The 20814-nt window shown below is 55.3% G+C and carries 21 protein-coding genes; 11 read left to right on the top strand and 10 right to left on the bottom strand.

Annotation, left to right across the window (positions count from 1 at the left end; genetic code table 11):
* Window positions 1-7 precede the first annotated feature (7 nt).
* Window positions 8-649 carry a bifunctional 4-hydroxy-2-oxoglutarate aldolase/2-dehydro-3-deoxy-phosphogluconate aldolase gene (kdgA, locus tag SK50_RS15450; RefSeq protein ID WP_003859774.1) on the top strand — a complete coding sequence of 214 codons (642 nt, stop codon included), beginning with the start codon at window positions 8-10 and terminating at the stop codon, window positions 647-649.
* Between the two features lie 74 nt (window positions 650-723).
* Here kdgA and purT read toward each other — a convergent pair whose 3' ends face one another.
* Complete coding sequence (gene purT / locus SK50_RS15445; protein WP_045345035.1) at window positions 724-1902, bottom strand: formate-dependent phosphoribosylglycinamide formyltransferase; 1179 nt, start codon at window positions 1900-1902, stop codon at window positions 724-726.
* A gap of 171 nt (window positions 1903-2073) precedes the next feature.
* On the opposite strand from purT, the gene SK50_RS15440 reads away from it, so the two are divergent.
* Window positions 2074-2724, top strand: a complete 651-nt coding sequence (locus tag SK50_RS15440) for a tellurite resistance TerB family protein (RefSeq protein WP_015570286.1) — start codon at window positions 2074-2076, stop codon at window positions 2722-2724.
* A gap of 75 nt (window positions 2725-2799) precedes the next feature.
* Window positions 2800-4875 (top strand): oligopeptidase B, encoded by a 2076-nt coding sequence (ptrB, locus tag SK50_RS15435; RefSeq protein ID WP_017693247.1) that lies wholly within the window; start codon window positions 2800-2802, stop codon window positions 4873-4875.
* On the opposite strand, the gene exoX is transcribed toward ptrB, so the two are convergent.
* The 3 genes from exoX to SK50_RS15420 form a co-directional block, all read right to left on the bottom strand.
* Entirely contained in the window at window positions 4857-5519 is a 663-nt protein-coding gene (gene exoX / locus SK50_RS15430) for an exodeoxyribonuclease X (RefSeq protein ID WP_048229632.1), read from the bottom strand. The two genes, ptrB and exoX, sit on opposite strands and share 19 nt — an antisense overlap.
* Window positions 5520-5543: 24 nt before the next feature.
* Entirely contained in the window at window positions 5544-6194 is a 651-nt protein-coding gene (locus SK50_RS15425; protein WP_003859783.1) for a carbon-nitrogen hydrolase family protein, read from the bottom strand.
* A gap of 111 nt (window positions 6195-6305) precedes the next feature.
* The gene (locus SK50_RS15420; protein ID WP_003859784.1) at window positions 6306-6536 is read right to left on the bottom strand and encodes a DNA polymerase III subunit theta; all 231 of its coding nucleotides are present in this window, start codon (window positions 6534-6536) and stop codon (window positions 6306-6308) included.
* Between the two features lie 137 nt (window positions 6537-6673).
* Here SK50_RS15420 and yobA point away from each other — a divergent pair, with 137 nt between their 5' ends.
* The 3 genes from yobA to SK50_RS15405 are packed head-to-tail and all read left to right on the top strand — an operon-like array spanning window position 6674 to window position 8271.
* Window positions 6674-7045, top strand: coding sequence for a CopC domain-containing protein YobA (gene yobA, locus SK50_RS15415; RefSeq protein ID WP_017384342.1), 372 nt, complete (start codon window positions 6674-6676; stop codon window positions 7043-7045).
* A 1-nt stretch (window position 7046) separates the two neighbouring features.
* Complete coding sequence (gene copD / locus SK50_RS15410) at window positions 7047-7916, top strand: copper homeostasis membrane protein CopD (protein WP_017693249.1); 870 nt, start codon at window positions 7047-7049, stop codon at window positions 7914-7916.
* A 16-nt stretch (window positions 7917-7932) separates the two neighbouring features.
* Window positions 7933-8271, top strand: a complete 339-nt coding sequence (locus tag SK50_RS15405) for a YebY family protein (RefSeq protein ID WP_032669635.1) — start codon at window positions 7933-7935, stop codon at window positions 8269-8271.
* 125 nt (window positions 8272-8396) lie between these two features.
* Here SK50_RS15405 and SK50_RS15400 read toward each other — a convergent pair whose 3' ends face one another.
* Window positions 8397-8594: a hypothetical protein gene (locus tag SK50_RS15400; protein ID WP_017693250.1), complete on the bottom strand. Its 198-nt coding sequence runs from the start codon at window positions 8592-8594 to the stop codon at window positions 8397-8399.
* Window positions 8595-8639: 45 nt separating this feature from the next.
* Entirely contained in the window at window positions 8640-9620 is a 981-nt protein-coding gene (locus SK50_RS15395; protein WP_045345038.1) for a VirK/YbjX family protein, read from the bottom strand.
* Between the two features lie 167 nt (window positions 9621-9787).
* On the opposite strand from SK50_RS15395, the gene pphA reads away from it, so the two are divergent.
* Window positions 9788-10432, top strand: coding sequence for a protein-serine/threonine phosphatase (pphA, locus tag SK50_RS15390; protein ID WP_015570293.1), 645 nt, complete (start codon window positions 9788-9790; stop codon window positions 10430-10432).
* A gap of 34 nt (window positions 10433-10466) precedes the next feature.
* On the opposite strand, the gene SK50_RS15385 is transcribed toward pphA, so the two are convergent.
* From SK50_RS15385 to yebS, 4 genes are all read right to left on the bottom strand, one after another.
* Window positions 10467-10706 (bottom strand): YebV family protein, encoded by a 240-nt coding sequence (locus SK50_RS15385; protein WP_003859885.1) that lies wholly within the window; start codon window positions 10704-10706, stop codon window positions 10467-10469.
* A gap of 106 nt (window positions 10707-10812) precedes the next feature.
* Window positions 10813-12276, bottom strand: a complete 1464-nt coding sequence (gene rsmF / locus SK50_RS15380; protein WP_045345039.1) for a 16S rRNA (cytosine(1407)-C(5))-methyltransferase RsmF — start codon at window positions 12274-12276, stop codon at window positions 10813-10815.
* Window positions 12277-12332: 56 nt separating this feature from the next.
* Entirely contained in the window at window positions 12333-14966 is a 2634-nt protein-coding gene (locus SK50_RS15375) for a PqiB family protein (protein ID WP_048229630.1), read from the bottom strand.
* The gene (gene yebS, locus SK50_RS15370; RefSeq protein WP_020480541.1) at window positions 14935-16218 is read right to left on the bottom strand and encodes a membrane integrity lipid transport subunit YebS; all 1284 of its coding nucleotides are present in this window, start codon (window positions 16216-16218) and stop codon (window positions 14935-14937) included. Before yebS ends, SK50_RS15375 begins: the two co-directional genes overlap by 32 nt.
* A 132-nt stretch (window positions 16219-16350) precedes the next feature.
* Between yebS and SK50_RS15365 the strand changes: the two genes are divergently transcribed.
* From SK50_RS15365 to htpX, 4 genes are all read left to right on the top strand, one after another.
* Window positions 16351-16848, top strand: a complete 498-nt coding sequence (locus SK50_RS15365) for a GAF domain-containing protein (RefSeq protein ID WP_045345041.1) — start codon at window positions 16351-16353, stop codon at window positions 16846-16848.
* Between the two features lie 96 nt (window positions 16849-16944).
* Window positions 16945-17631: an RNA chaperone ProQ gene (gene proQ / locus SK50_RS15360; RefSeq protein WP_003859895.1), complete on the top strand. Its 687-nt coding sequence runs from the start codon at window positions 16945-16947 to the stop codon at window positions 17629-17631.
* Between the two features lie 19 nt (window positions 17632-17650).
* Entirely contained in the window at window positions 17651-19699 is a 2049-nt protein-coding gene (gene prc / locus SK50_RS15355; RefSeq protein WP_015570296.1) for a carboxy terminal-processing peptidase, read from the top strand.
* 193 nt (window positions 19700-19892) lie between these two features.
* Window positions 19893-20774 (top strand): protease HtpX, encoded by an 882-nt coding sequence (gene htpX / locus SK50_RS15350; RefSeq protein WP_003859899.1) that lies wholly within the window; start codon window positions 19893-19895, stop codon window positions 20772-20774.
* The last annotated feature ends 40 nt before the right edge of the window (window positions 20775-20814 follow it).

Raw genomic sequence — 20814 nt, 5'->3', positions numbered from 1 at the left:
AACTCTGATGAAAAACTGGAAAACAAGTGCAGAAGCAATCCTGACCACTGGCCCTGTCGTGCCGGTTATTGTGGTAAACAAACTGGAGCACGCTGTCCCAATGGCGAAGGCGCTGGTTGCGGGTGGCGTTCGTGTTCTGGAAGTGACCCTGCGTACGGCCTGTGCGATGGATGCGATCCGCGCTATCGCCAAAGAAGTGCCGGAAGCGATCATCGGTGCAGGTACGGTTCTGAATGCGCAGCAGCTGGCGGAAGTGACCGAAGCGGGCGCACAGTTTGCCATCAGCCCGGGGCTGACTGAGCCCCTGCTGAAAGCCGCAACCGAAGGTTCTATTCCGCTGATCCCGGGTATCAGCACCGTTTCTGAACTTATGCTGGGCATGGACTACGGCCTGAAAGAGTTCAAATTCTTCCCGGCTGAAGCGAACGGCGGCACCAAAGCGTTGCAGGCCATTGCGGGCCCATTCTCCCAGGTGCGTTTCTGCCCAACGGGCGGCATCTCTCCGGCCAACTACCGCGACTACCTGGCGCTGAAAAGCGTGCTGTGCATCGGCGGCTCCTGGCTGGTTCCGGCGGATGCGCTGGAAGCAGGCGACTGGGATCGCATCACTAAACTGGCTCGCGAAGCGGTAGAAGGCGCGAAACAGTAAGTTTGTTTGCCGGGTGTCGGCTGCGCCTAACCCGGCCAGCCAGACAGTTAAAACGGGCCTTTCGGCCCGTTTTTTTATCCTGCTACGCTGACGTTCGCAGCCGCTCTTTTTGCTCTCGCGACGGCTTCGTCCACATTTTCCCCGGTCGCTAATGCCACGCCCAGACGACGGCTTCCGTCGATCTCCGGTTTGCCGAACAGCCGGACCTGCAAGCCTGCGCCAACCGCACCTTCGACGTTATCAAAGGTGACATTCTGGCTGGTCAGCTGCGGCAGGATCACCGCCGAGGCTGCCGGGCCGTACTGACGGATGCCGCCAACCGGCAGGCCGAGGAAAGCGCGTACGTGCAGCGCGAACTCGGAGAGATCCTGTGAAATCAGCGTAACCATCCCGGTATCGTGCGGACGAGGGGAGACTTCGCTGAAGAGCACCTCGTCGCCGCAAACAAACAATTCCACGCCGAACAGGCCGTAGCCGCCCAGCGCCAGCACCGTCTTGCGGGCGATCTCCTGTGCGCGTGCCAGCGCCAGCTCGCTCATCTGCTGCGGCTGCCAGGATTCGCGATAATCGCCGTCTTCCTGGCGATGACCAATCGGGTCGCAGAAATAAACGCCATCCACGGCGCTGACGGTGAGCAGGGTAATTTCAAAATCAAACTTCACCACGCCTTCCACGATGACGCGCCCGGCCCCGGCACGGCCACCCTGCTGGGCATAGTCCCAGGCGTTGTCCAGCGTGCTGCTGTCGCGGATAAAGCTCTGCCCTTTGCCGGAGGAGCTCATTACCGGCTTAATGATGCACGGGTAGCCAATCTCCTCTACGGCCTGGAGAAACGCAGCTTTATCCCCGGCAAAACGGTAGCTGGAGGTCGGGAGCTGTAATTCTTCTGCCGCCAGGCGACGAATGCCTTCCCGGTTCATGGTCAGTTTTGCCGCAGTGGCGCAGGGCACCACGCGCTGGCCTTCCTGTTCAAGGGCAATCAACATCTCAGTGGCAATGGCCTCAATTTCAGGTACCACGAAATCCGGTTTTTCGTCGGCAATTAACCCCCGCAGCGCATTACCGTCAAGCATATCGATGACGTGCGAGCGATGCGCGACGTGCATGGCGGGCGCATTCGCGTAACGGTCCACCGCAATCACTTCCACACCTAAACGCTGGCATTCAATGGCCACTTCTTTACCCAGTTCACCCGATCCCAACAGCATGACGCGCGTCGCGGCGGGACGCAGCGCGGTTCCTAAACGAGTCATAAAAATCCCCCTGAAAAAGATGCGGGCAGTATAAACGAAAACGTTTGCGTCTGTCTTGTATGGGGATAACCGGACAGCAGGGAAATTTGCGCTTCTTTAGTACTGACAGACATTTCCTGACACCCGCTCGCTTAGGCTGTGAAGGTTACGCACTGTTACGTGAGGAAAAATATGTCAGGCTGGATGAATCAACTGCAATCCCTGTTGGGACAAAAAGGCTCGTCGTCCGGCGAGCAGGGTCTGAGCAAGCTGCTGGTGCCGGGTGCGCTCGGCGGGCTGGCCGGTTTGCTGGTTGCCAATAAATCATCGCGGAAACTGCTTACCAAATACGGTACCGGCGCGCTGCTGGCGGGCGGAGGGGCTATTGCAGGCTCCGTCTTATGGAACAAATACAAAGACAAGGTGCGCAGCGCGCATCAGGATGAACCGCAGTACGGGAAGCAGGTATCGCCGTTAGATTTACGCACCGAGCGGTTGATCCTCGCCCTGGTCTTTGCGGCCAAGAGCGACGGGCATATTGATGCCAGTGAACGTGCCGCAATTGAACAGCAGATGCGGGAAGCGGGCGTTGAGGAACAGGGCAGGGCGCTGGTGGCGCAGGCCATCGAACAGCCGCTTGATCCGCAGCGTCTGGCGCAAAGCGTGAAAAACGAAGAAGAGGCGCTGGAACTCTATTTTCTGAGCTGTGCCGCCATCGATATCGATCACTTTATGGAGCGCAGCTACCTGAACGCCCTGGGCGATGCGCTGAAGATCCCACAGGACGTTCGTGAGGGAATTGAGCAGGATATTCAGCAGCAGAAGCAGACCCTCGTGGGCTAGAAGGTCATGTTTCGCTTGCATCATACGTGTGTTTTGCCAACCTTATAGGATGTAAAACGAAAAAGTAAGAATGCCATGCCTCCAAAAGCCCGACGTACTCCTTATGCGATCACCACGCATGGCGATACGCGTATCGATAACTACTACTGGCTGCGGGACGATTCTCGTTCCCGGCCAGAAGTGCTGGACTATCTGCACGAGGAAAACGACTATGGCCGCCAGGTCATGGCCAGCCAGCAGGCGCTTCAGGATCAACTTCTGAAGGAAATGGTGCAGCGTATCCCCCAGCGTGATGTCTCTGCCCCGTGGTGCAAAAACGGTTATCGCTATCGCCATATTTATGAGCCGGGAAACGAATATCCCATCTACCAGCGCCAGTCTGTGCTGAGCGCCGAGTGGGATGAATGGGAGATCCTGCTGGATGCCAACAAACGTGCGGCCCACAGTGAGTTTTATACGCTGGGTGGCATGTCCATTTCCCCCGATAACGCCATTATGGCGCTGGCTGAGGATTACCTCTCCCGCCGCCAGTACGGTTTGCGTTTCCGCAATCTTGAAACGGGAAACTGGTATCCCGAAATGCTGGATAATGTCTCCCCCGATTTCGTCTGGGGTAACGATTCAGAAACGGTCTACTACGTTAAAAAGCATGTCTCAACGCTGCTGCCTTATCAGGTCTGGCGTCATACGGTGGGGACCGATTCCGCCGACGATGAACTGGTGTATGAGGAAAAAGACGAGACGTTCTATGTCAGCCTGCACAAAACGTCGTCTCGCCACTACGTGATCATTTTCCTCTCCAGCGCCACCACCTCAGAAGTGCTGCTGCTGGATGCAGAGCTGCCGGATGCGCAGCCTCTGTGCTTCCTGCCGCGCCGTAAAGATCATGAGTACAGCCTGGATCACTTCCAGCACAGCTTTTACCTGCGTTCGAACCGCGAGGGCAAAAACTTTGGCCTTTATAAAACCAAAGTGCGCGATGAACGCAAATGGGAAGTGTTAATTCCCGCGCGCGATCAGGTGATGCTGGAGGGGTTCACCCTGTTTACCGACTGGCTGGTGGTGGAAGAGCGTCAGCGCGGACTGACCAGTATCCGCCAAATCAACCGCAAAACCCGCGAAGTGGTGGGCATTGCGTTCGATGACCCGGCTTACGTAACGTGGATCGGCTTTAACCCGGAACCGGAATCGTCCCGCCTGCGGTACGGCTATTCGTCGATGACCACCCCGGATACGTTGTTTGAACTGGATATGGACACCGGGCAGCGTCAGGTGATTAAACAGGCTGAGGTCCGGGGTTTTGAGTCGGAAAATTATCGCAGTGAGCATCTGTGGGTGACCGCACGCGACGGCGTTGAAGTCCCAGTGTCGCTCGTCTATCACAAGGCGCACTTCAACAAAGGTAAAAACCCCATCCTCGTCTATGGCTATGGCTCCTATGGCTCCAGCATGGACGCCGATTTCAGCAGCAGCAGGCTGAGCCTGCTCGACCGCGGTTTTGTTTATGCGATTGCCCATATTCGCGGCGGCGGCGAGCTGGGTCAGCACTGGTATGAAGACGGAAAATTTCTCAAAAAGAAAAATACCTTTAATGACTACCTTGATGTTTGCGATGCGCTGATCGCGCAGGGTTATGGCGATCCGCAGCTCTGCTTTGGCATGGGGGGCAGCGCCGGGGGCATGCTTATGGGCGCCGTGATCAACCAGCGGCCTGAACTGTTTAAAGGCGTTATCGCCCAGGTGCCGTTTGTGGACGTGGTGACGACCATGCTGGATGAGTCCATTCCACTGACCACCGGGGAGTTTGAGGAGTGGGGGAACCCGCAGGATGAAACCTATTATCGCTACATGAAAGAGTACAGCCCGTACGATAACGTCGAGGCGAAAGCCTATCCGCATATGCTGGTGACCACCGGCCTGCACGATTCCCAGGTACAGTACTGGGAGCCCGCGAAATGGGTGGCGAAGTTGCGTGAGCTGAAAACTGACGATAATTTACTGCTGCTGTGTACCGATATGGACTCGGGGCACGGAGGGAAATCAGGGCGATTTAAATCCTATGAAGGGGTGGCGCTGGAGTACGCCTTTTTGATTGGCCTGGCGCAGGATACGCTGCCAGGCCGGGCGGGGACTCAGGCTTCGCCTAAATAATGCTTCAGCGTCAGGCGCAGTTCCGGGCTCATTCTGTCGAGGTTGTTGTACAGCCAGCGCAGATAGCCCGGATCTTTGTCCGCCACTTCCGATACTGGCTTCCCGCGATATTTTCCGAACGTAAAGGTGGTCAGTAGCGCGGGGCGCCCGGTAATGGTCCCCATATCGTCTGGCGTCCAGCCGGAAGTATTCATGATATCAATCAGGAGCGCTGCGGTGATGTAGCAGTCGTAAAGAGCGCGGTGATGATGCAGCCCTTCCGGCGTCCGTACGCTGAGTTTGCGCGACTTATACAGCGCCATATTGCTGTATTTGATCCCCGGCCACAGACGGCGCGCCAGCTTCATAGTGCAAATCCATTCGCCGGGCATCTCCGGCAGCACGCGGCGGTCAAAGCTGGCGTTATGGGCCACATACCACTGGCTACCGTGGTAAAGAGGGATGATCTCTTCAATCCACGGCTTATCCGCCACCATCGATTCCGTAATACGATGTATCGCCATCGCCTGCGCACTGATGGGACGATCCGGGCGCACCAGATGGCTCATGGGGTTGACTATCTTTCCGTCAATCACGTCGACAGAAGCGACTTCCACAATTCCACCCTGCAAATCACAGGTTTCGGTATCGATAACGCGCAGCATTGATCGCTCCTGATCCAAAAATGCCTAGCCTAATGGAATGATATCGCCTTGCCAACCCTGTTGGCCTAAAGAACCGGTTAGCAGCAGTTCTCCCTTATCGGCACGTACGATCAGCTGACCTTTTTCATCCCATAACGCGCTACCGCCGCGCGCGTTCGCCATTAATACCGCGATGGCGTACTTGTGCGCGAAGCGTTGTAACGAACCGATGGATTGCCGCCAGCGATGCTCGCCCACGGCCAGGCTGCTGGTGAACAGCGTTGCCTCCGGGTCCAGTTCCGGGGCGTCAGCCTGGTTATCCACGATGGTTAACCGTTTATCGCCAGGAATAACACCTGCACCGTTGCCCTGCGGATAACGCCGGATGGTCGACAGGTTAGGGGTGAAAAGCGCGAGTCCTTTCTGGCGCTGGCCGTGTTGCTGGAGTGTAATACCAGCAATCACCGTGATGAAACGTGACTGGGCGGCGTGAAGGAGGGGGGCAAGCTGCAAATCGTCAGGGGGTGGGGGTAAGGATGTTCCGCCTGGGCCGGTAAGCGAAAGCTCCGGAAAGACGATTAAATCGCACCCATGCCAGGCAGCCTCGGCAATAAAGTGCAGGTGATGTTTTACGTGCTCATCAACACAGTTGTGCCGCGGGGCATACTGAGCCGCGGCAATATTCCATCGTGACATCGTGACTTCCTTATACACTAAGTCGCTGGGATTTTAAGATTACACCTAAATTTATCAGGGTTTTCTTATCCTGCCACATAACGCGTAAGGAAGTGTAACGAGACGTTAAGCTTATTTAACTTTAGGTTCGTACGGCAGGCGCGAGAGATTGACGGAGGCGAGGCGATGCGCAATGAGACGTTCGCGAAACCAGTCGCGCAGATGCGCGGGTTGTTCACGCTCTACCACTTCAGCCACGACGGGCATGTTGTAACGCTCTTTGAATGCGACCCCCGCGGCGGCGAGATCGACATTCACTTTGTCCATCTCGTCCTGAGGAAGGGCGGCCAGGTTAACGTTCATTTCCTTCTCCTTTTTCTGCGGCGGCAACGTTACCGCGATTGTTCAACGATGACAAGGGAGCAAAGGATGTTCCTCGACTCGTTAATTATACAGAGTTATTCTTTAGCATTCAGGCATAACGAAAAGGAATGATTGTGATGCATTTTACCCCTTCCCGTGTCGCGTGCGCGCTGGCATTTCTGCTCTCTTCAGCCATCACGCCCTCAGTTCTGGCCCATGCGCATCTTAAGCAGCAATCCCCGCAGGAAAATACCGTTGCGGTGGCACCAGAGGTTATTACCCTGAACTTCTCGGAAGGCATTGAGCCAGCCTTCAGCGGCGTGGTGGTGACGGACGCGCAGCAGCACAAGATCCAGACCGGCGCGGTGAAGCGTGACGAGAAGGATAACGCAAAGCTGATTGTTCCTCTTGAGAAACCGTTGACGTCCGGCACCTACACGGTGGACTGGCATGTGGTCTCCGTGGATGGCCACAAAACCAAAGGCAGCTATCACTTTAGCGTGAAATAGCATGCTGACCCTGAGCTACGTCGCGTTACGCTTTATCCATTTTGCTGCGCTGATGCTGCTTTTCGGCAACGCGCTCTACAGCGTCTGGTTTGCGCCGTCTTCGTTGCAGCGCCTCATGACCCGGCGTTTCCAGCGGCAGCAGAAACTCGCGGCCTTAATCAGCCTGATAGCGGCTCTGCTGATGTTTGGCCTGCAAAGTGGGTTGATGGGCAACGGATGGGGCGATGTCATTCGTCCGGCGGTCTGGCGCAGCGTGCTGGGAACGCAATTTGGCGGCGTCTGGTTGTGGCAAATGGTGCTGGCCGCTGTGACGGCGGGCGCTGCATGGCTTACCCCGCAAAAAGGCTCACGGCTGTTACTGCTCGCGATGGGGCAGCTGGTGCTGCTGGCGGGCGTGGGACATGCCGCGATGAACGGTGGCGCACCGGGAGCGTTGCATCGTCTCAACCATGCGCTTCACCTGCTCTGCGCCGCGACCTGGGTGGGTGGTTTACTGCCGCTGCTGTTTTGTATGCGTCTGGCGAAAGGCCGCTGGCAGCCAGCCGCTATCTTTACCATGATGCGCTTCTCCCGCGTGGGGCATTACGCCGTGGCAGGCGTGCTGCTGACCGGGATAATCAATACGCTCTTTATTGTTGGCATAAACGTGCCGTGGCAGGCGCCTTATGTCCAGCTGTTGTTGTTCAAATGTGCGCTGGTCATGATGATGGTGGCAATTGCGCTGGCGAATCGGTATTTTCTTGTGCCACGCTTTCGCCCGGAGGCCGGGCGGGAACAACAGATTTTTATCAGGATGACACAGGCAGAGGTGGTGCTGGGCGCGCTGGTACTGGCGGCCGTCAGCCTGTTCGCGACCTGGGAACCCTTCTGACAAGGTTAAATAACATATGAAAAAGACACTGCTTTCTCTTTTACTTCTCACCTGTGCCAGCAGTGCGTTAGCCGCGCCGCAGGTCATCACCGTCAGCCGGTTTGAAGTGGGTAAGGACAACTGGGCATTTAATCGTGAAGAAGTCATGCTTACCTGCCGTCCCGGTAACGCGCTGTATGTCATCAATCCCAGTACGCTCGTGCAGTATCCGTTAAATGACGTGGCGGAGCAGCAGGTTGCCAGAGGGAAAAGTAACGGACAGCCTGTCAGCGTGATCCAGGTAGATGACCCGGCAAACCCCGGGCAGAAGAAGAGTCTGGCACCGTTTATTGAGCGCGCTGAAAAGCTCTGCTAGCCGTCAGGTTTCCAGTAAAAAAAAACCGCAGGTGCTTGTAAAAGCTCTGCGGTTTTTCACATTTAGTGATGTTCTGACGCTTTTTTTCAGACCACTTTTACTGTGGACTGGAAAACCTGACGTCGTCATCTATTCTTAAAGGGCAAGGCGATTGAGCCTGCATTAATGCCAACTTTTAGCGCACGGCTCTCTCCCAAGAGCCATTTCCCTGGACCGAATACAGGAATCGTATTCGGTCTCTTTTTATCTGCTTGAAAATAAACGATAAAATCCGGTTTTCGTCTCAGCAGAAGGTTCACTTCCTGTGCGCCTGCCTCAAACATACCACAACCCGGCAGGCGTAAGTCCAGTCCTTTTTGGCTGTTTTGTTAAATTTTTGTTTGTTTTTTGCCTGAGAAGACTGCGGGATCAATGCGCGCATGTACGGAAGCCGCAATATCATCAAGTAACGCAAAGCGGCGACGGTATTCGGCGCGTTTTTTGCTGGCAATCTCCTCCAGTGCTTTACGTTCCATCTGAAGCGGCAACTGCCAGCAGAAGGGGGAGAGTTTCTTTCCGTTCAGGCCTTCCCAGAACTCGTCGTAGCTGGCGTGAAAATGACGGCCTTTGCTCAGACGGTAGCGCAGCGCGCGGAAAACATGGCCTTCATCGCTGACGGCAAAAATCGCGCTAATGTTCGAGCGTGAGGCAAGCTGGAAGATCACCTCCATCAGCACGCGTTTCGGGAAAAGCCCATGGCAGGCACGGGTAGCCTGCTTAATCACCTCCCGTGAAACATGACGACGTGGACCCTGAAGGCCGCCGATCACCAGCACCGTACGGCCGTTACTGCGTGCGACACAGAACGTCAGGCTGGCAAGCAGCGTATTGTCATTGTCGTGCAGCCAAAGCGTGCTTTCGCCTTCGCGTTCGGCCTTACCTGCGGACGAGGCGTGGACGGTATAGATTTCGCCGTTTTTTGCCTCGAACCGGACAACCGGCACCTCTTGCGGGCTGGTCAGCGCGTGGGCGAGGGCGATGTTTTTCAGACTATCAATCCACTGATAGTGGCTGATGATAGCATCGGCCCGATCGTTTGAGTTCAGGCCGCGCATCAGATACTGGCGGTGAGTTTTGCTCGGTAAGGTAATTTGAGAGGTGAGCAGCCTGTCGAAATCATCGCGCCCGGACAGGGCCTCCAGCATGCGATGGGTGGAGGACCAGAATAAAAGCGAGCGTAGAAGGAACTTTAACCGGTAATCACGTTTGTGCCAGATTGGGCCGGGAACGCGTTCTCCTCTCACCAGTTCAGAAATAATATTTGTGCGATGCGGATAAAAAACATCGTTTTGCAGGTGTATGTTTGACACGTGAAAATCCCTCTTTTTATTCCGCTCTATTTTAAAGGCCAGGGAATAAGGGATTAATAGCGCAGCGATCTTTATTTCCGGCTGGTTTATGGTTTGTTTGGATTCGCGAAATCCGACGCCAGCTCATGACATTTTTTGTGGCGGCTATACTTCTTACAGGAGGCGTTATGTATCAGAAAATAGAGGGAGAACACTGGCGTCATGTCTGGGTTGTCAGCGATATTCATGGTTGCTATCAGTGGCTTATGGATGAGCTGAAACGACGGCATTTTAATCCTGATACGGATCTGCTGATCTCGGTGGGGGATATTATCGATCGCGGGCCTGACAGCGTAAAATGTTTACAGCTGATGCAGGAAAACTGGTTTTATGCGGTACGCGGTAATCACGAGCAAATGGCGTTAGATGCGCTTGAAAATAATGATTTTAGTCTCTGGTCGATAAATGGCGGTAACTGGTTTACCGGGCTTAAGGACGCTCAACAAAAACAGGCGAAGGGTTTACTCGATGCGTGTCGGGACTTACCGCACATTATTGAAATAACCTGCAAAAACGGTCTGAACGTGATTGCTCATGCGGATTATCCCTCCGCTGAATATGGCTGGCATAAGCCGGTGGATGCCCAGCGCGTGCTGTGGGATCGCGACCGGTTAATGGGCTTTATGGTGGGCAAAGGGCAGGGCATTAGCGGCGCGGATCACTTCTGGTTTGGACATACGCCTGTGGACAAACGCTACGATTTTAACAATCTGCACTACATTGATACGGGGGCAGTATTCGGGGGCTTTCTGACGCTGGCGCAGCTTCAGTAATAAATAACCCGCCTTCGGGCGGGTTCTCTTTGGGTCAGGCAAGACGCAAGACCCAGGCATCGGTTTTACTGTCGTAATGCTCACGGTACAGAACGGAATGTTCCCCATCAAGGATCGCCGGGACGCTGGTATCTGCATCCCAGGCGTCCAGCTGCATGCACAAATCCGGATCGGATTTGCAGGGAATACTTAACGTTCGTTCGCCTTGTGATTCGCCGCGCAATTCAGCGTCGTCGATTTCAAAAGCGCCAATGCGTACGCTGGTTTTCGTCATAATGCTCTCCGGTTTGTTGCCCAAAATCTGGTATGACCAGTGCAGTCACCCATTTTTGATCCTAGACAAGGAGAGCGAAATCGCCAGTAAAAAAATGCGCTTTTTTTCAGGCGCTGCGGTTGTTACCGGTAAACAGGCGGCCATCGCGTACCAGTTCGCGCGGATAGCTGTTTTTCAGCCGCGAGCCGACTTTTTTCGCCAGCCCCAACGGATAACCCTGATACGTCACGATGACTTCATCCTGTGACGGGCCGTCTTCTGGGTAAACGTCACGACCGCGATACCACTCTTCCGCTTCCTGATGCGTCAGGGCAAAGGTGTTCTCACTGTCGGCCAGCGCAATGACCGCTTCGTGCTGCCAGCGATAGCCTTTGTTGTGGATCTCCGCCAGGCGAATACCGAGGCGGGAGAAACGCACCTTACCAATCAGCGGTTCGATATTGACCGGGAACAGCCACAGCTCTTTGTCACGCATCCAGAGGCGCAGGCTCTCATCCCAGTGCAGGCCGACTTTGCTCGCAGCCGCTTGCGCCTCTGCCGCCTCACGGCCTTTGACCGGCGTGAACGGGAAGTTGCCGACCTTAAACTTAGGGGCAGGCAAAGGATCGACGGCGCGGGTTTTACGCAGACGGGCAACAAAGAAGCCTTCGCAATCGTAAATCTGCGGGAAGACATGCAGGAAGCCTTCAGGCGTGGCCGCATGACTGGCCGAGTCGAAGAGGGTGTCCAGCGGCAGAAACTCGACGGCATCCGCATAGCGTTGCTTGAGCCACAGGCAGACGTCCTCGTTTTCATCGCGATTCAGCGTGCAGGTAGAGTAAACCAGCGTCCCGCCTGGGCGCAGGGCATGAAACGCGCTGTCGATCAGTTCGCGCTGTGTGGCGGCGATCTCCAGGTTGCTTTCAACGGACCAGTTTTTTAACGCATCAGGATCTTTACGCACCACGCCTTCGCCGGAGCAGGGCGCGTCGAGCAGGATGGCATCAAAGGCTTCCGGCAGGGCAGCGCCAAACACGCGACCATCGAAGTGCGTTAACGCGACGTTGTGGATCCCGCAGCGGCTGATATTGGCATGCAGGACTTTAACGCGGCTGGCGGAAAATTCGTTGGCGAGGATCGCGCCGCGGTTGTTCATCCGGGCGGCAATCTGCGTGGTTTTAGAGCCCGGCGCCGCTGCGACATCCATAACCCGCTCAGGCTGGTTCCCGTCGGCAAACAGCGCAGCAACCGGCAGCATGGAGCTGGCTTCCTGAATATAAAACAGCCCGCTCAGGTGCTCGGCGGTGCTGCCGAGCGGCAGGCTCTCCTCGTCATCCCGTTCGATCCAGAAACCCTCTTCACACCACGGCACTGGCGTTAATTGCCAGCCGTAGGGGGAGACGAGATCCAGAAACGCCCCGACGCTGATTTTCAGCGTATTGACGCGAATACTCCGGCGCAAAGGGCGCTGGCAGGCGGCAACGAAATCGTCGAAAGAGAGATGAGCAGGAAGCGCCTCGCGCATCTGTGCGAGGAATTGTTCGGGAAGAAATACGGAGTTTTGAGCCACGGGCACACCACAGGGAAACATTCAGGTGCGCAGTGTAACATAAAGGCTCCGGCGCGTTGACACCGGAGCCTGCGAGATTAACGTGGCAGCGCCGTTCCCCATTCGCGCCACTCTTTCGGTTCACTTTCCAGCAGCAGGAAGTGTTTACCTGCCTGCGCCTTAGGCGCCAGAGGCGTGCCAGGCGGCGTCGCGAAGGCAATGCCGCCGCGAATGAACTGATTAAAGGTCCCCGTTTTGACCACGCCACCGGTCAGGCCGAAGTCCAGCGAGTAGCCTGAAGCGAGCCAGAACACCGAGTTGTTGCGCACCAGATGCTGATAACGCTGGCTGATGCGCAGGCCGACCATCACGCGATCGGACAGATTACCCAGCGTCAGGCTTGTTACTGTCCCTACTTCAATGCCGCGGAACAGGACCGGCGTACCGATGCCCAGCGAACCGGCTTCCGGCACTTCAACCACAATGCTCAAACCGTCCAGATAACGGGAGTCGGTGATGGTGGCCTCCTGCAACTCAAATTCACGACGCGCGTTGCCGCGACCCGGTTCAACGTTAATGTACGGCTGAAGTATGGTGTCGAGATGCTCAACCCCTGCGGCAGAAATTTGCGGCGTAACCACCGAGAAGCGCGAGCCTGCCCGGGCAAACGTCTGCACATATTCCGGATAAAGCACGGCGGTCGCCTGCACTTCGTTGCGTGCGGTGATCAGCATCAGCTTCTGGACCTGCCCGATATCAATGCCGAGATAGCGGATGGGCATGCCTTCTGCCAGTTTACCGGCATCAAAGGTGTGCAGGGTAATCTGCCCCCCGACCGCGCGCGCCGCGGTTTCGGACGGGAAGAGGATCCGCTTGTCACCTTTACGCATGTTGCCGCCGGCGCCGCTCAGGTTATCGAAGCTGATCGCACCGCGCAGGGCACGGGAGAGAGGCGATGCCTGTACGGTCAGCCCGCTGCCGTTGAGCTGCACTTTCGCGCCACCCTCAGCCCAGAACACGCTGTTTGGCGTGAGCAGCTTGCGGTACTCCGGCTTGATATGCAGTTCGATATCAAACGCGTCCGCACGAGGACGAACGGTGATCACTTCCCCCACCTCAAACTTACGGTAAAGCACGACGGAGCCTGCCTGGACATCCGGCAGCGTTTCAGCGCTTAAGGTCAGCGTGGTGGTTGGCAGGTCGCCGAGGCTGTTTTCAATGGCTTTGTCCAGATTGGCGAACAGCGGATAGCTTTCGCGCAGCGCACCTTTGCTGCCCGGCAGAATGCGGATCCCGCCGTTAACCCACTCACTGGCGCTGGCGCCGAGGAACTCAACCCCGTCCAGACCCACCTTCACGTCGACCCGACTGTTAACCACAAATTTACTGTCGCCGTGGACCAGGTTGCCGTACTGCGGATCGATGGCGGCGGAGAAGGAGACCCCTTTTTCCGACAGCTTACGTTCGAGGACCTGGCCCACCTGCACACCGTGCAGGATCAGCGGTTGCCCGGCTTCAATACCGTAGCTTTCCGGTGCATTCAGCGTAACCGTCAACACGCCCGGTTTTTGCAGCAGGGCTTTATCCGCCGGCGCGATAACAAAGTTTTTGTTCGGCGCACCTTCGCCGGGGATCAGCTCAAAGGTGCTTCCCGTCAGCAGAGAACTGATGCTGGCGTCGCTGAGGGAGAGCTTCGGATTACGCAGTTCAATGCGCGTTTTTTCCCGCAGGAGATCCACCACACTCGGATCCACCGTCATTTCGCCGGTAACGGAACCGCCCGCATTGAGGGTTAATTTTGTCAGTTGCCCGACCTCTAAACCCTGGTACATCAGCGGGGTCGAACCGGCTTTCAGGCCTTTGGCATCCGGCAGGGTCAGCTTGACGATGACACCGCGCTGGCTGTGCGCCAGGTCGGCGTACAGGCCAAAGGTATCTTCTGCGGCGGCAGGGCTGGAGTTAGCAGGTGAGTCAAAGGCGATAGCGCCATTCACCAGCGCCGCCAGGCTCTCAAGCTTCACTTTCGCACCGCTTAAGCTCAGGTCGGCATCGACGCCTGAGACGTTCCAGAAGCGGCTGCCTTTTTTAACCAGGTTGGTAAAACGGCGCTCGATGAGTACATCAATGGTCACGCCATCTTTGTTCGGGTTAATGGCGTAGTCGTAAACGCGGCCTACCGGAATTTTGCGGAAATAGACCAGAGAACCACTGTTCAGCGAGCCCAAATCCGGCGCGCGGAGATGGATCATCAAATCGCCGTTATTCAACCGATATTTCGGCTGGGTATCCAGCGCAACAAAGTGATCCTGTGGCTCACCTTTGCCGGGCATCATGCCGATATAGTTACCGCCCACAAGCGCATCCAGTCCGGAAACGCCGGCCAGGGAGGCTTTAGGCGTGACCAGCCAGAACTGCGTTTCGGCACGCAGGGCATCCTGCATGTCAGACTTAATGCTCGCCCGGACCTGGATTTTGTTCAGCCCTTTGCCAAGGGAGATATCCTGCACAGTACCCACTTCCACCCCCTGGAAGCGAACGGGGGTACGTCCGGCGACAATGCCGTCCGCAGACTGGAAATCAATCGTGATGGTACTTCCGCGATCTTCATAGCTCGTCCAGATAAGCCAGCCTGCGATCATCAGCGCGATAACAGGCAGCAACCAGAATGGCGAAATGCGGCGTTTTGTTTTAATTCTCGCTTCAGTCGGCGAAGCGGGCGTTTCCTGACTCATGTGCGTCCCAAAGTAAGCGGCTGTCCAGCCATTCCACTGCAAGAATAGTCAATATCACCGCAGAGCCGAAATAAAAAGCTGCGGGTCCCATGGTAAAAGCAAGTAACTGATCGCGATTGATGAGCGACATCATCAGCGAAATCACGAACAGATCCAACATCGACCAGCGACCAATCCAGGTCACAAATCGCAGAAGCAGGATGCGGGTGCGTAGTCCTTGTTCGCATTTAAAGTGAATGCTAATAAGCAGCGTAAACATCACCACCACTTTGGTAAAGGGCACCAGAATACTGGCGATGAAAACAATGGCGGCGACCCCCACGTTACTGTGCGCCAGAGAGATAATCCCCGAAAGGATAGTATCTTCCTGACGGGCGCCGTTCACATAAATTACGGAGATCGGCAGCATGTTGGCCGGGAACAAAAATACCAGGGAGGCGATTAGCGCCGCCCAGCACTTTTGCAGGCTGTTGTTGCGTCGCAATCTTAACGGAATGTGGCAGCGTGGGCACCTCCCGCGTTTATCCGGAAAACCGGTGTAATGGCAGCCCAGGCAGACGCGCAGGTTTTCATCAGGCCGGGTCGCGGGGCGCTGCGGGTAAAATCGCTCCCAAAGCTGTTCAACATTGAGATGAATCAGGGTCAAAATACTCAGCAGGACCAGTGAAATAAACGCGAAAAGGCCAATGCCGGGTTGTAAAAACGCATAATCCTGCACCTTGATGGAGGCCACGCCAATGCCTACCAGATAGATGTCCAGCATCACCCACTCCTTGAGCTTTTCCAGCATGAGCAGGACAGGGCGCAGGTTCATCCCCAGAATGTTGCCAAACCACAGGTAGGCAATTGCCGCGACCAGCACCAACGGCGCGCCGACGACGCAGAACAGCACCATGGCGGCCGTAAGCGGATCGCCCTGGCGCGTCATCTGCCAGATCCCCTGCAACACGTTAGCGTCAATACGCACGCCAAGCAGGTAGAGCTTTAACAGCGGCTCGGTCCAGGCGAAGGGCATCAGCAGCAGCATGGTGACCGCCATTGCCGCCAGACGCGTCAATGACCAGTCCCGGCCATCGCGGATTTTAGCATCGCAGCATGGACAAAAAGCACTTTGGTGCGATTTCATCTTCGGCAACATAAAAAGCGTATCGCACTGGGGACAACGCTGATAATGTGCACGGGGCAGAGCCTGGCTTACCGTACGGACAACGATCTTTCGTGTCGGCGTAATTTGGGGTGTTTTTAGGGCCATCAGTCGCACACAGATTAGTATTGTTGAAAGTTATAATAACTCATGAACGGATTCATCTTGAGCATGAGCGCATTTAATGCTTATTTTAATAGGCTATGCGGTAACTATGTAAGATAACTAAGTGATTGAATAATGAACAAAACAGAATTCTACGCGGATCTGAATCGCGATTTTAAGGTATTAATGGCAGGGGAAACCAGTTTCTTAGCCACTCTGGCAAATACCAGTGCGTTACTGTTCGAACGCCTTTCTGACGTGAACTGGGCGGGCTTTTATCTGCTGGAAGGTGACACGCTGGTGCTGGGGCCTTTCCAGGGTAAACTCGCCTGCGTACGCATCCCGGTAGGTCGTGGCGTGTGCGGTACCGCAGTGGCGACCCGTCAGGTTCAGCGTGTCGAAGATGTTCATGCGTTTGACGGCCACATTGCCTGCGATGCCAGCAGCAATTCTGAAATCGTACTGCCGCTGGTGGTTAAAAATCAGATTATTGGCGTTCTGGATATCGACAGCACGGTCTTCAGCCGCTTTACTGCCGAGGATGAGCAGGGGCTGCGCGCGCTGGCCGCAAACCTGGAAAATGTTCTGGCAGAGACCGATTATCATAAATTCTTTGCGAGCGTCGCAGGATAATCAACGGATAACGTAGCATTTACTGATAGCGTCATTATAATGTCGCCTGTTCATGCCTGCGCTTGTTGGCAACGTCCGTTGTAATCAGGAAATTTCATGGAAAATCAACCTAAGTTGAATAGCAGTAAAGAAGTTATCGCATTTCTGGCCGAGCGTTTCCCGCAGTGCTTCAGCGCTGAAGGTGAAGCGCGTCCTCTGAAAGTCGGTATCTTTCAGGATCTGGTCGCGCGCGTTGAGGGGGAGATGAACCTCAGCAAAACGCAGCTTCGTTCTGCCTTGCGCCTTTATACCTCGAGCTGGCGTTACCTGTACGGTATCAAGCCGGGTGCGACCCGTGTCGACCTTGACGGCAACCCGTGCGGTGAGCTGGACGAGCAGCACGTAGAACATGCGCGTAAGCAGCTTGAAGAAGCCAAAGCTCGCGTGCAGGCACAGCGTGCGGAACAGCAGGCGAAAAAACGCGAAGCCGCAGCGGCAAACGGTCAGGAAGACGCCCCTCGTCGCGAGCGTAAACCGCGCCCGGCACCGCGTCGTACTGAAAATAACGATCGCAAACCGCGTGCTGACAAACCCGCAGCTAAAGCCCCACGTGCGCCGCGCGAAGAGCCGCGCCACACCCCAGTTTCTGACATCAATGCGCTGAGCGTAGGTCAGTCTCTGAAGGTGAAAGCGGGTAACAACGCGATGGACGCCACCGTACTGGAAATCACCAAAGATGGCGTTCGTGTACAGCTGACTTCTGGTATGTCAATGATTGTACGCGCAGAACACTTGTTGTTCTGAAACGGAGGCCGAGCCTGGCATGAACACTTTTTTTAAGCTCACCGCGCTGGCTGGCCTGTTTGCTATAACAGGCCATGCTTTCGCTGTGGACGATATTACGCGTGTTGATCAAATTCCGGTTCTCAAGGAAGAGACTCAGCACGCGACGGTGAGTGAGCGCGTGACGTCGCGCTTTACTCGTTCGCACTATCGTCAGTTCGATCTCGATCAGGCCTTTTCGGCCAAAATCTTTGACCGTTATCTGAACTTGCTGGATTACAGCCATAACGTACTGCTGGCCAGCGATGTCGAACAGTTCGCTAAACGCAAATCCGAAGTGGGTGATGAGCTGCGCTCCGGAAAGCTCGATCTGTTCTACGATCTGTACAACTTATCGCAAAAGCGCCGTTTTGAGCGTTATCAATACGCGCTGAAAGTGCTGGAACGTCCGATGGACTTCACCGGCAACGACACCTTTAATCTGGACCGCAGCAAAGCGCCATGGCCGAAAGACGAGGCTGAACTGAATGCGCTGTGGGACGGAAAAGTCAAATATGACGAACTGAGCCTCAAGCTTACAGGCAAAGACGAGAAAGAGATCCGTGAGACGTTAAATCGTCGATACAAATTCGCTATTCGTCGTCTGGCGCAGACCAACAGTGAAGATGTTTTCTCGCTGGCGATGACCGCGTTTGCGCATGAAATTGATCCGCACACTAATTATCTCTCTCCACGTAACACCGAACAGTTCAATACCGAAATGAGCCTGTCTCTGGAAGGTATCGGTGCTGTGCTTCAGATGGACGATGACTACACCGTAATCAACTCCATGGTGGCTGGTGGCCCTGCGTCGAAAAGCAAAGCGATCAGCGTAGGCGACCGTATTGTCGGTGTGGGTCAAACCGGAAAGAGCATGGTGGACGTGATTGGCTGGCGTCTTGATGATGTTGTTGCGCTGATCAAAGGGCCGAAGGGCAGCAAAGTTCGCCTGGAGATCCTGCCAGCCGGTAAGGGGACTAAAACCCGTATCGTTACTCTCACCCGTGAGCGTATCCGTCTGGAAGATCGCGCGGTGAAAATGTCGGTGAAAACCGTGGGTAAAGAGAAGGTTGGCGTGCTGGATATCCCAGGTTTCTACGTCGGCCTGACCGATGATGTGAAAGTGCAGCTCCAGAAGCTTGAAAAGCAGAATGTCAGCAGCGTGATCATTGACCTGCGCAGCAACGGCGGCGGGGCATTGACCGAGGCCGTCTCGCTTTCCGGGCTGTTTATCCCGTCTGGCCCGGTGGTACAGGTGCGCGATAACAACGGTAAAGTGCGTGAAGATGCCGATACCGATGGTGTGGTCTACTATAAGGGGCCGCTGGTGGTGCTGGTCGATCGCTTCAGCGCCTCTGCATCGGAAATCTTCGCTGCTGCCATGCAGGATTACGGCCGGGCATTAATCGTCGGCGAACCGACGTTTGGCAAGGGCACCGTTCAGCAGTACCGCTCTCTGAACCGTATTTACGACCAGATGCTGCGCCCTGAGTGGCCTGCGCTGGGCTCAGTACAGTACACTATTCAGAAGTTTTACCGCGTCAACGGCGGCAGTACGCAGCGCAAAGGCGTGACGCCGGATATCATGATGCCGACAGGTACCGAAGAGACGGAAACGGGCGAGAAGTTTGAAGATAACGCGCTGCCGTGGGATAGCATTGATGCCGCGACATTCGTGAAATCGGGTGATATGAAACAGTTCGGACCGGAACTGCTGAAAAATCACAACGATCGCATCGGGAAGGATCCGGAATTCCAGTACATCATGAAGGACATCGCGCGTTTCAATGCTTTGAAAGCGAAACGGAACATTGTGTCTCTGAACTACGCCCAGCGTGAGAAAGAGAACAATGAAGATGACGCGACACGTCTGGCGCGTATCAACGATCGCTTCAAACGTGAAGGCAAGCCTCTGCTCAAAAAACTGGACGATCTGCCTAAGGATTACCAGGAGCCCGATCCGTATCTGGACGAGACGGTGCATATCGCGCTTGATCTCGCGAAGCTGGAAAAAGAGAAACCCGCCCTGCAACCTGCTCCGACAAAATAATCCCCCAACAGGCACAAGAAATTGTGCCTGTTTCTTTATGTACCTCCTCCTTCCGTCAGGCGGATTTCCAATTGTGTAAAGTTGTGTCTTTCTGGTGACTTACGCCGTCTGGATGCTTGAAAATAGCCGTAATACCCATACGATGTGGGTAATCGCATAGTGCGTTTTGTTAAACTGAGGTTAAAAGAATATTATGATGCGAATCGCGCTCTTCCTGCTCACCAACCTGGCGGTGATGGTGGTATTCGGGCTGGTGCTAAGCCTGACGGGAATTCAGTCGAGCAGCGTTCAGGGTCTGTTGATTATGGCGCTGCTGTTTGGTTTCGGTGGCTCTTTCATTTCACTGCTGATGTCGAAGTGGATGGCACTGAAATCCGTGGGCGGTGAAGTTATTGAGCAACCGCGTAACGATATGGAGCAGTGGCTGATGAGCACGGTTGCTCAGCAGTCAAAGCAGGCGGGCATTGCCATGCCGCAGGTAGCCATCTACCACGCGCCGGATATCAACGCGTTTGCTACCGGTGCGCGTCGTGACGCGTCCCTGGTGGCCGTCAGTACCGGCCTGCTGCAAAACATGAGCCGTGACGAAGCGGAAGCGGTTATTGCTCACGAGATCAGCCATATCGCCAATGGCGATATGGTCACCATGACCCTGATCCAGGGCGTGGTGAACACCTTCGTTATCTTTATTTCTCGTATTCTGGCACAGATTGCTGCCGGGTTTATGGGTGGCAACCGTGATGAGGGTGAAGAGAGCAACGGCAACCCGCTGATCTATTTTGCTGTTTCAATGGTGCTGGAGCTGGTGTTCGGTATCCTGGCAAGCATCATTACCATGTGGTTCTCCCGTCATCGTGAGTTCCACGCGGATGCCGGTTCCGCGAAACTGGTGGGTCGTGAAAAGATGATTGCTGCGCTGCAACGACTGAAAACCAGCTACGAGCCGCAGGAAGCAAACAGCATGATGGCCTTCTGCATCAACGGCAAATCAAAGTCGCTGAGCGAGCTGTTTATGTCTCACCCGCCGCTGGATAAACGTATTGAAGCGCTGCGTAGCGGCGAATACCTGAAGTAACGTAATCGGGTTGAAAAGAACCGGGCTGGAGCCATTCTCC

It is taken from the genome of Enterobacter sp. BWH64, assembly GCF_001037645.1.
Classification (GTDB): Bacteria; Pseudomonadota; Gammaproteobacteria; order Enterobacterales; family Enterobacteriaceae; genus Enterobacter; species Enterobacter hormaechei_C.
The sequence above is the reverse complement of the archived record's forward strand: the minus strand, read 5'-3'. Positions and strand labels throughout refer to the sequence as shown.

Excerpts from the sequence above, each read along its gene's own strand:
- kdgA (WP_003859774.1), top strand. The coding sequence starts at position 8 with ATGAAAAACTGGAAAACAAGTGCAGAAGCAATCCTGACCACTGGCCCT.
- proQ (WP_003859895.1), top strand. The coding sequence starts at position 16,945 with ATGGAAAATCAACCTAAGTTGAATAGCAGTAAAGAAGTTATCGCATTT.
- SK50_RS15400 (WP_017693250.1), bottom strand. The coding sequence starts at position 8,594 with ATGTTTGAGGCAGGCGCACAGGAAGTGAACCTTCTGCTGAGACGAAAA.
- copD (WP_017693249.1), top strand. The coding sequence starts at position 7,047 with ATGCTGACCCTGAGCTACGTCGCGTTACGCTTTATCCATTTTGCTGCG.
- exoX (WP_048229632.1), bottom strand. The coding sequence starts at position 5,519 with ATGCTGCGCGTTATCGATACCGAAACCTGTGATTTGCAGGGTGGAATT.
- ptrB (WP_017693247.1), top strand. The coding sequence starts at position 2,800 with ATGCCTCCAAAAGCCCGACGTACTCCTTATGCGATCACCACGCATGGC.
- rsmF (WP_045345039.1), bottom strand. The coding sequence starts at position 12,276 with ATGTTTCCCTGTGGTGTGCCCGTGGCTCAAAACTCCGTATTTCTTCCC.
- SK50_RS15420 (WP_003859784.1), bottom strand. The coding sequence starts at position 6,536 with ATGAACGTTAACCTGGCCGCCCTTCCTCAGGACGAGATGGACAAAGTG.
- yebS (WP_020480541.1), bottom strand. The coding sequence starts at position 16,218 with ATGGCCCTAAAAACACCCCAAATTACGCCGACACGAAAGATCGTTGTC.
- SK50_RS15425 (WP_003859783.1), bottom strand. The coding sequence starts at position 6,194 with ATGTCACGATGGAATATTGCCGCGGCTCAGTATGCCCCGCGGCACAAC.
- prc (WP_015570296.1), top strand. The coding sequence starts at position 17,651 with ATGAACACTTTTTTTAAGCTCACCGCGCTGGCTGGCCTGTTTGCTATA.
- htpX (WP_003859899.1), top strand. The coding sequence starts at position 19,893 with ATGATGCGAATCGCGCTCTTCCTGCTCACCAACCTGGCGGTGATGGTG.
- SK50_RS15385 (WP_003859885.1), bottom strand. The coding sequence starts at position 10,706 with ATGACGAAAACCAGCGTACGCATTGGCGCTTTTGAAATCGACGACGCT.
- purT (WP_045345035.1), bottom strand. The coding sequence starts at position 1,902 with ATGACTCGTTTAGGAACCGCGCTGCGTCCCGCCGCGACGCGCGTCATG.
- SK50_RS15440 (WP_015570286.1), top strand. The coding sequence starts at position 2,074 with ATGTCAGGCTGGATGAATCAACTGCAATCCCTGTTGGGACAAAAAGGC.
- SK50_RS15365 (WP_045345041.1), top strand. The coding sequence starts at position 16,351 with ATGAACAAAACAGAATTCTACGCGGATCTGAATCGCGATTTTAAGGTA.
- SK50_RS15375 (WP_048229630.1), bottom strand. The coding sequence starts at position 14,966 with ATGAGTCAGGAAACGCCCGCTTCGCCGACTGAAGCGAGAATTAAAACA.
- pphA (WP_015570293.1), top strand. The coding sequence starts at position 9,788 with ATGTATCAGAAAATAGAGGGAGAACACTGGCGTCATGTCTGGGTTGTC.
- yobA (WP_017384342.1), top strand. The coding sequence starts at position 6,674 with ATGCATTTTACCCCTTCCCGTGTCGCGTGCGCGCTGGCATTTCTGCTC.
- SK50_RS15405 (WP_032669635.1), top strand. The coding sequence starts at position 7,933 with ATGAAAAAGACACTGCTTTCTCTTTTACTTCTCACCTGTGCCAGCAGT.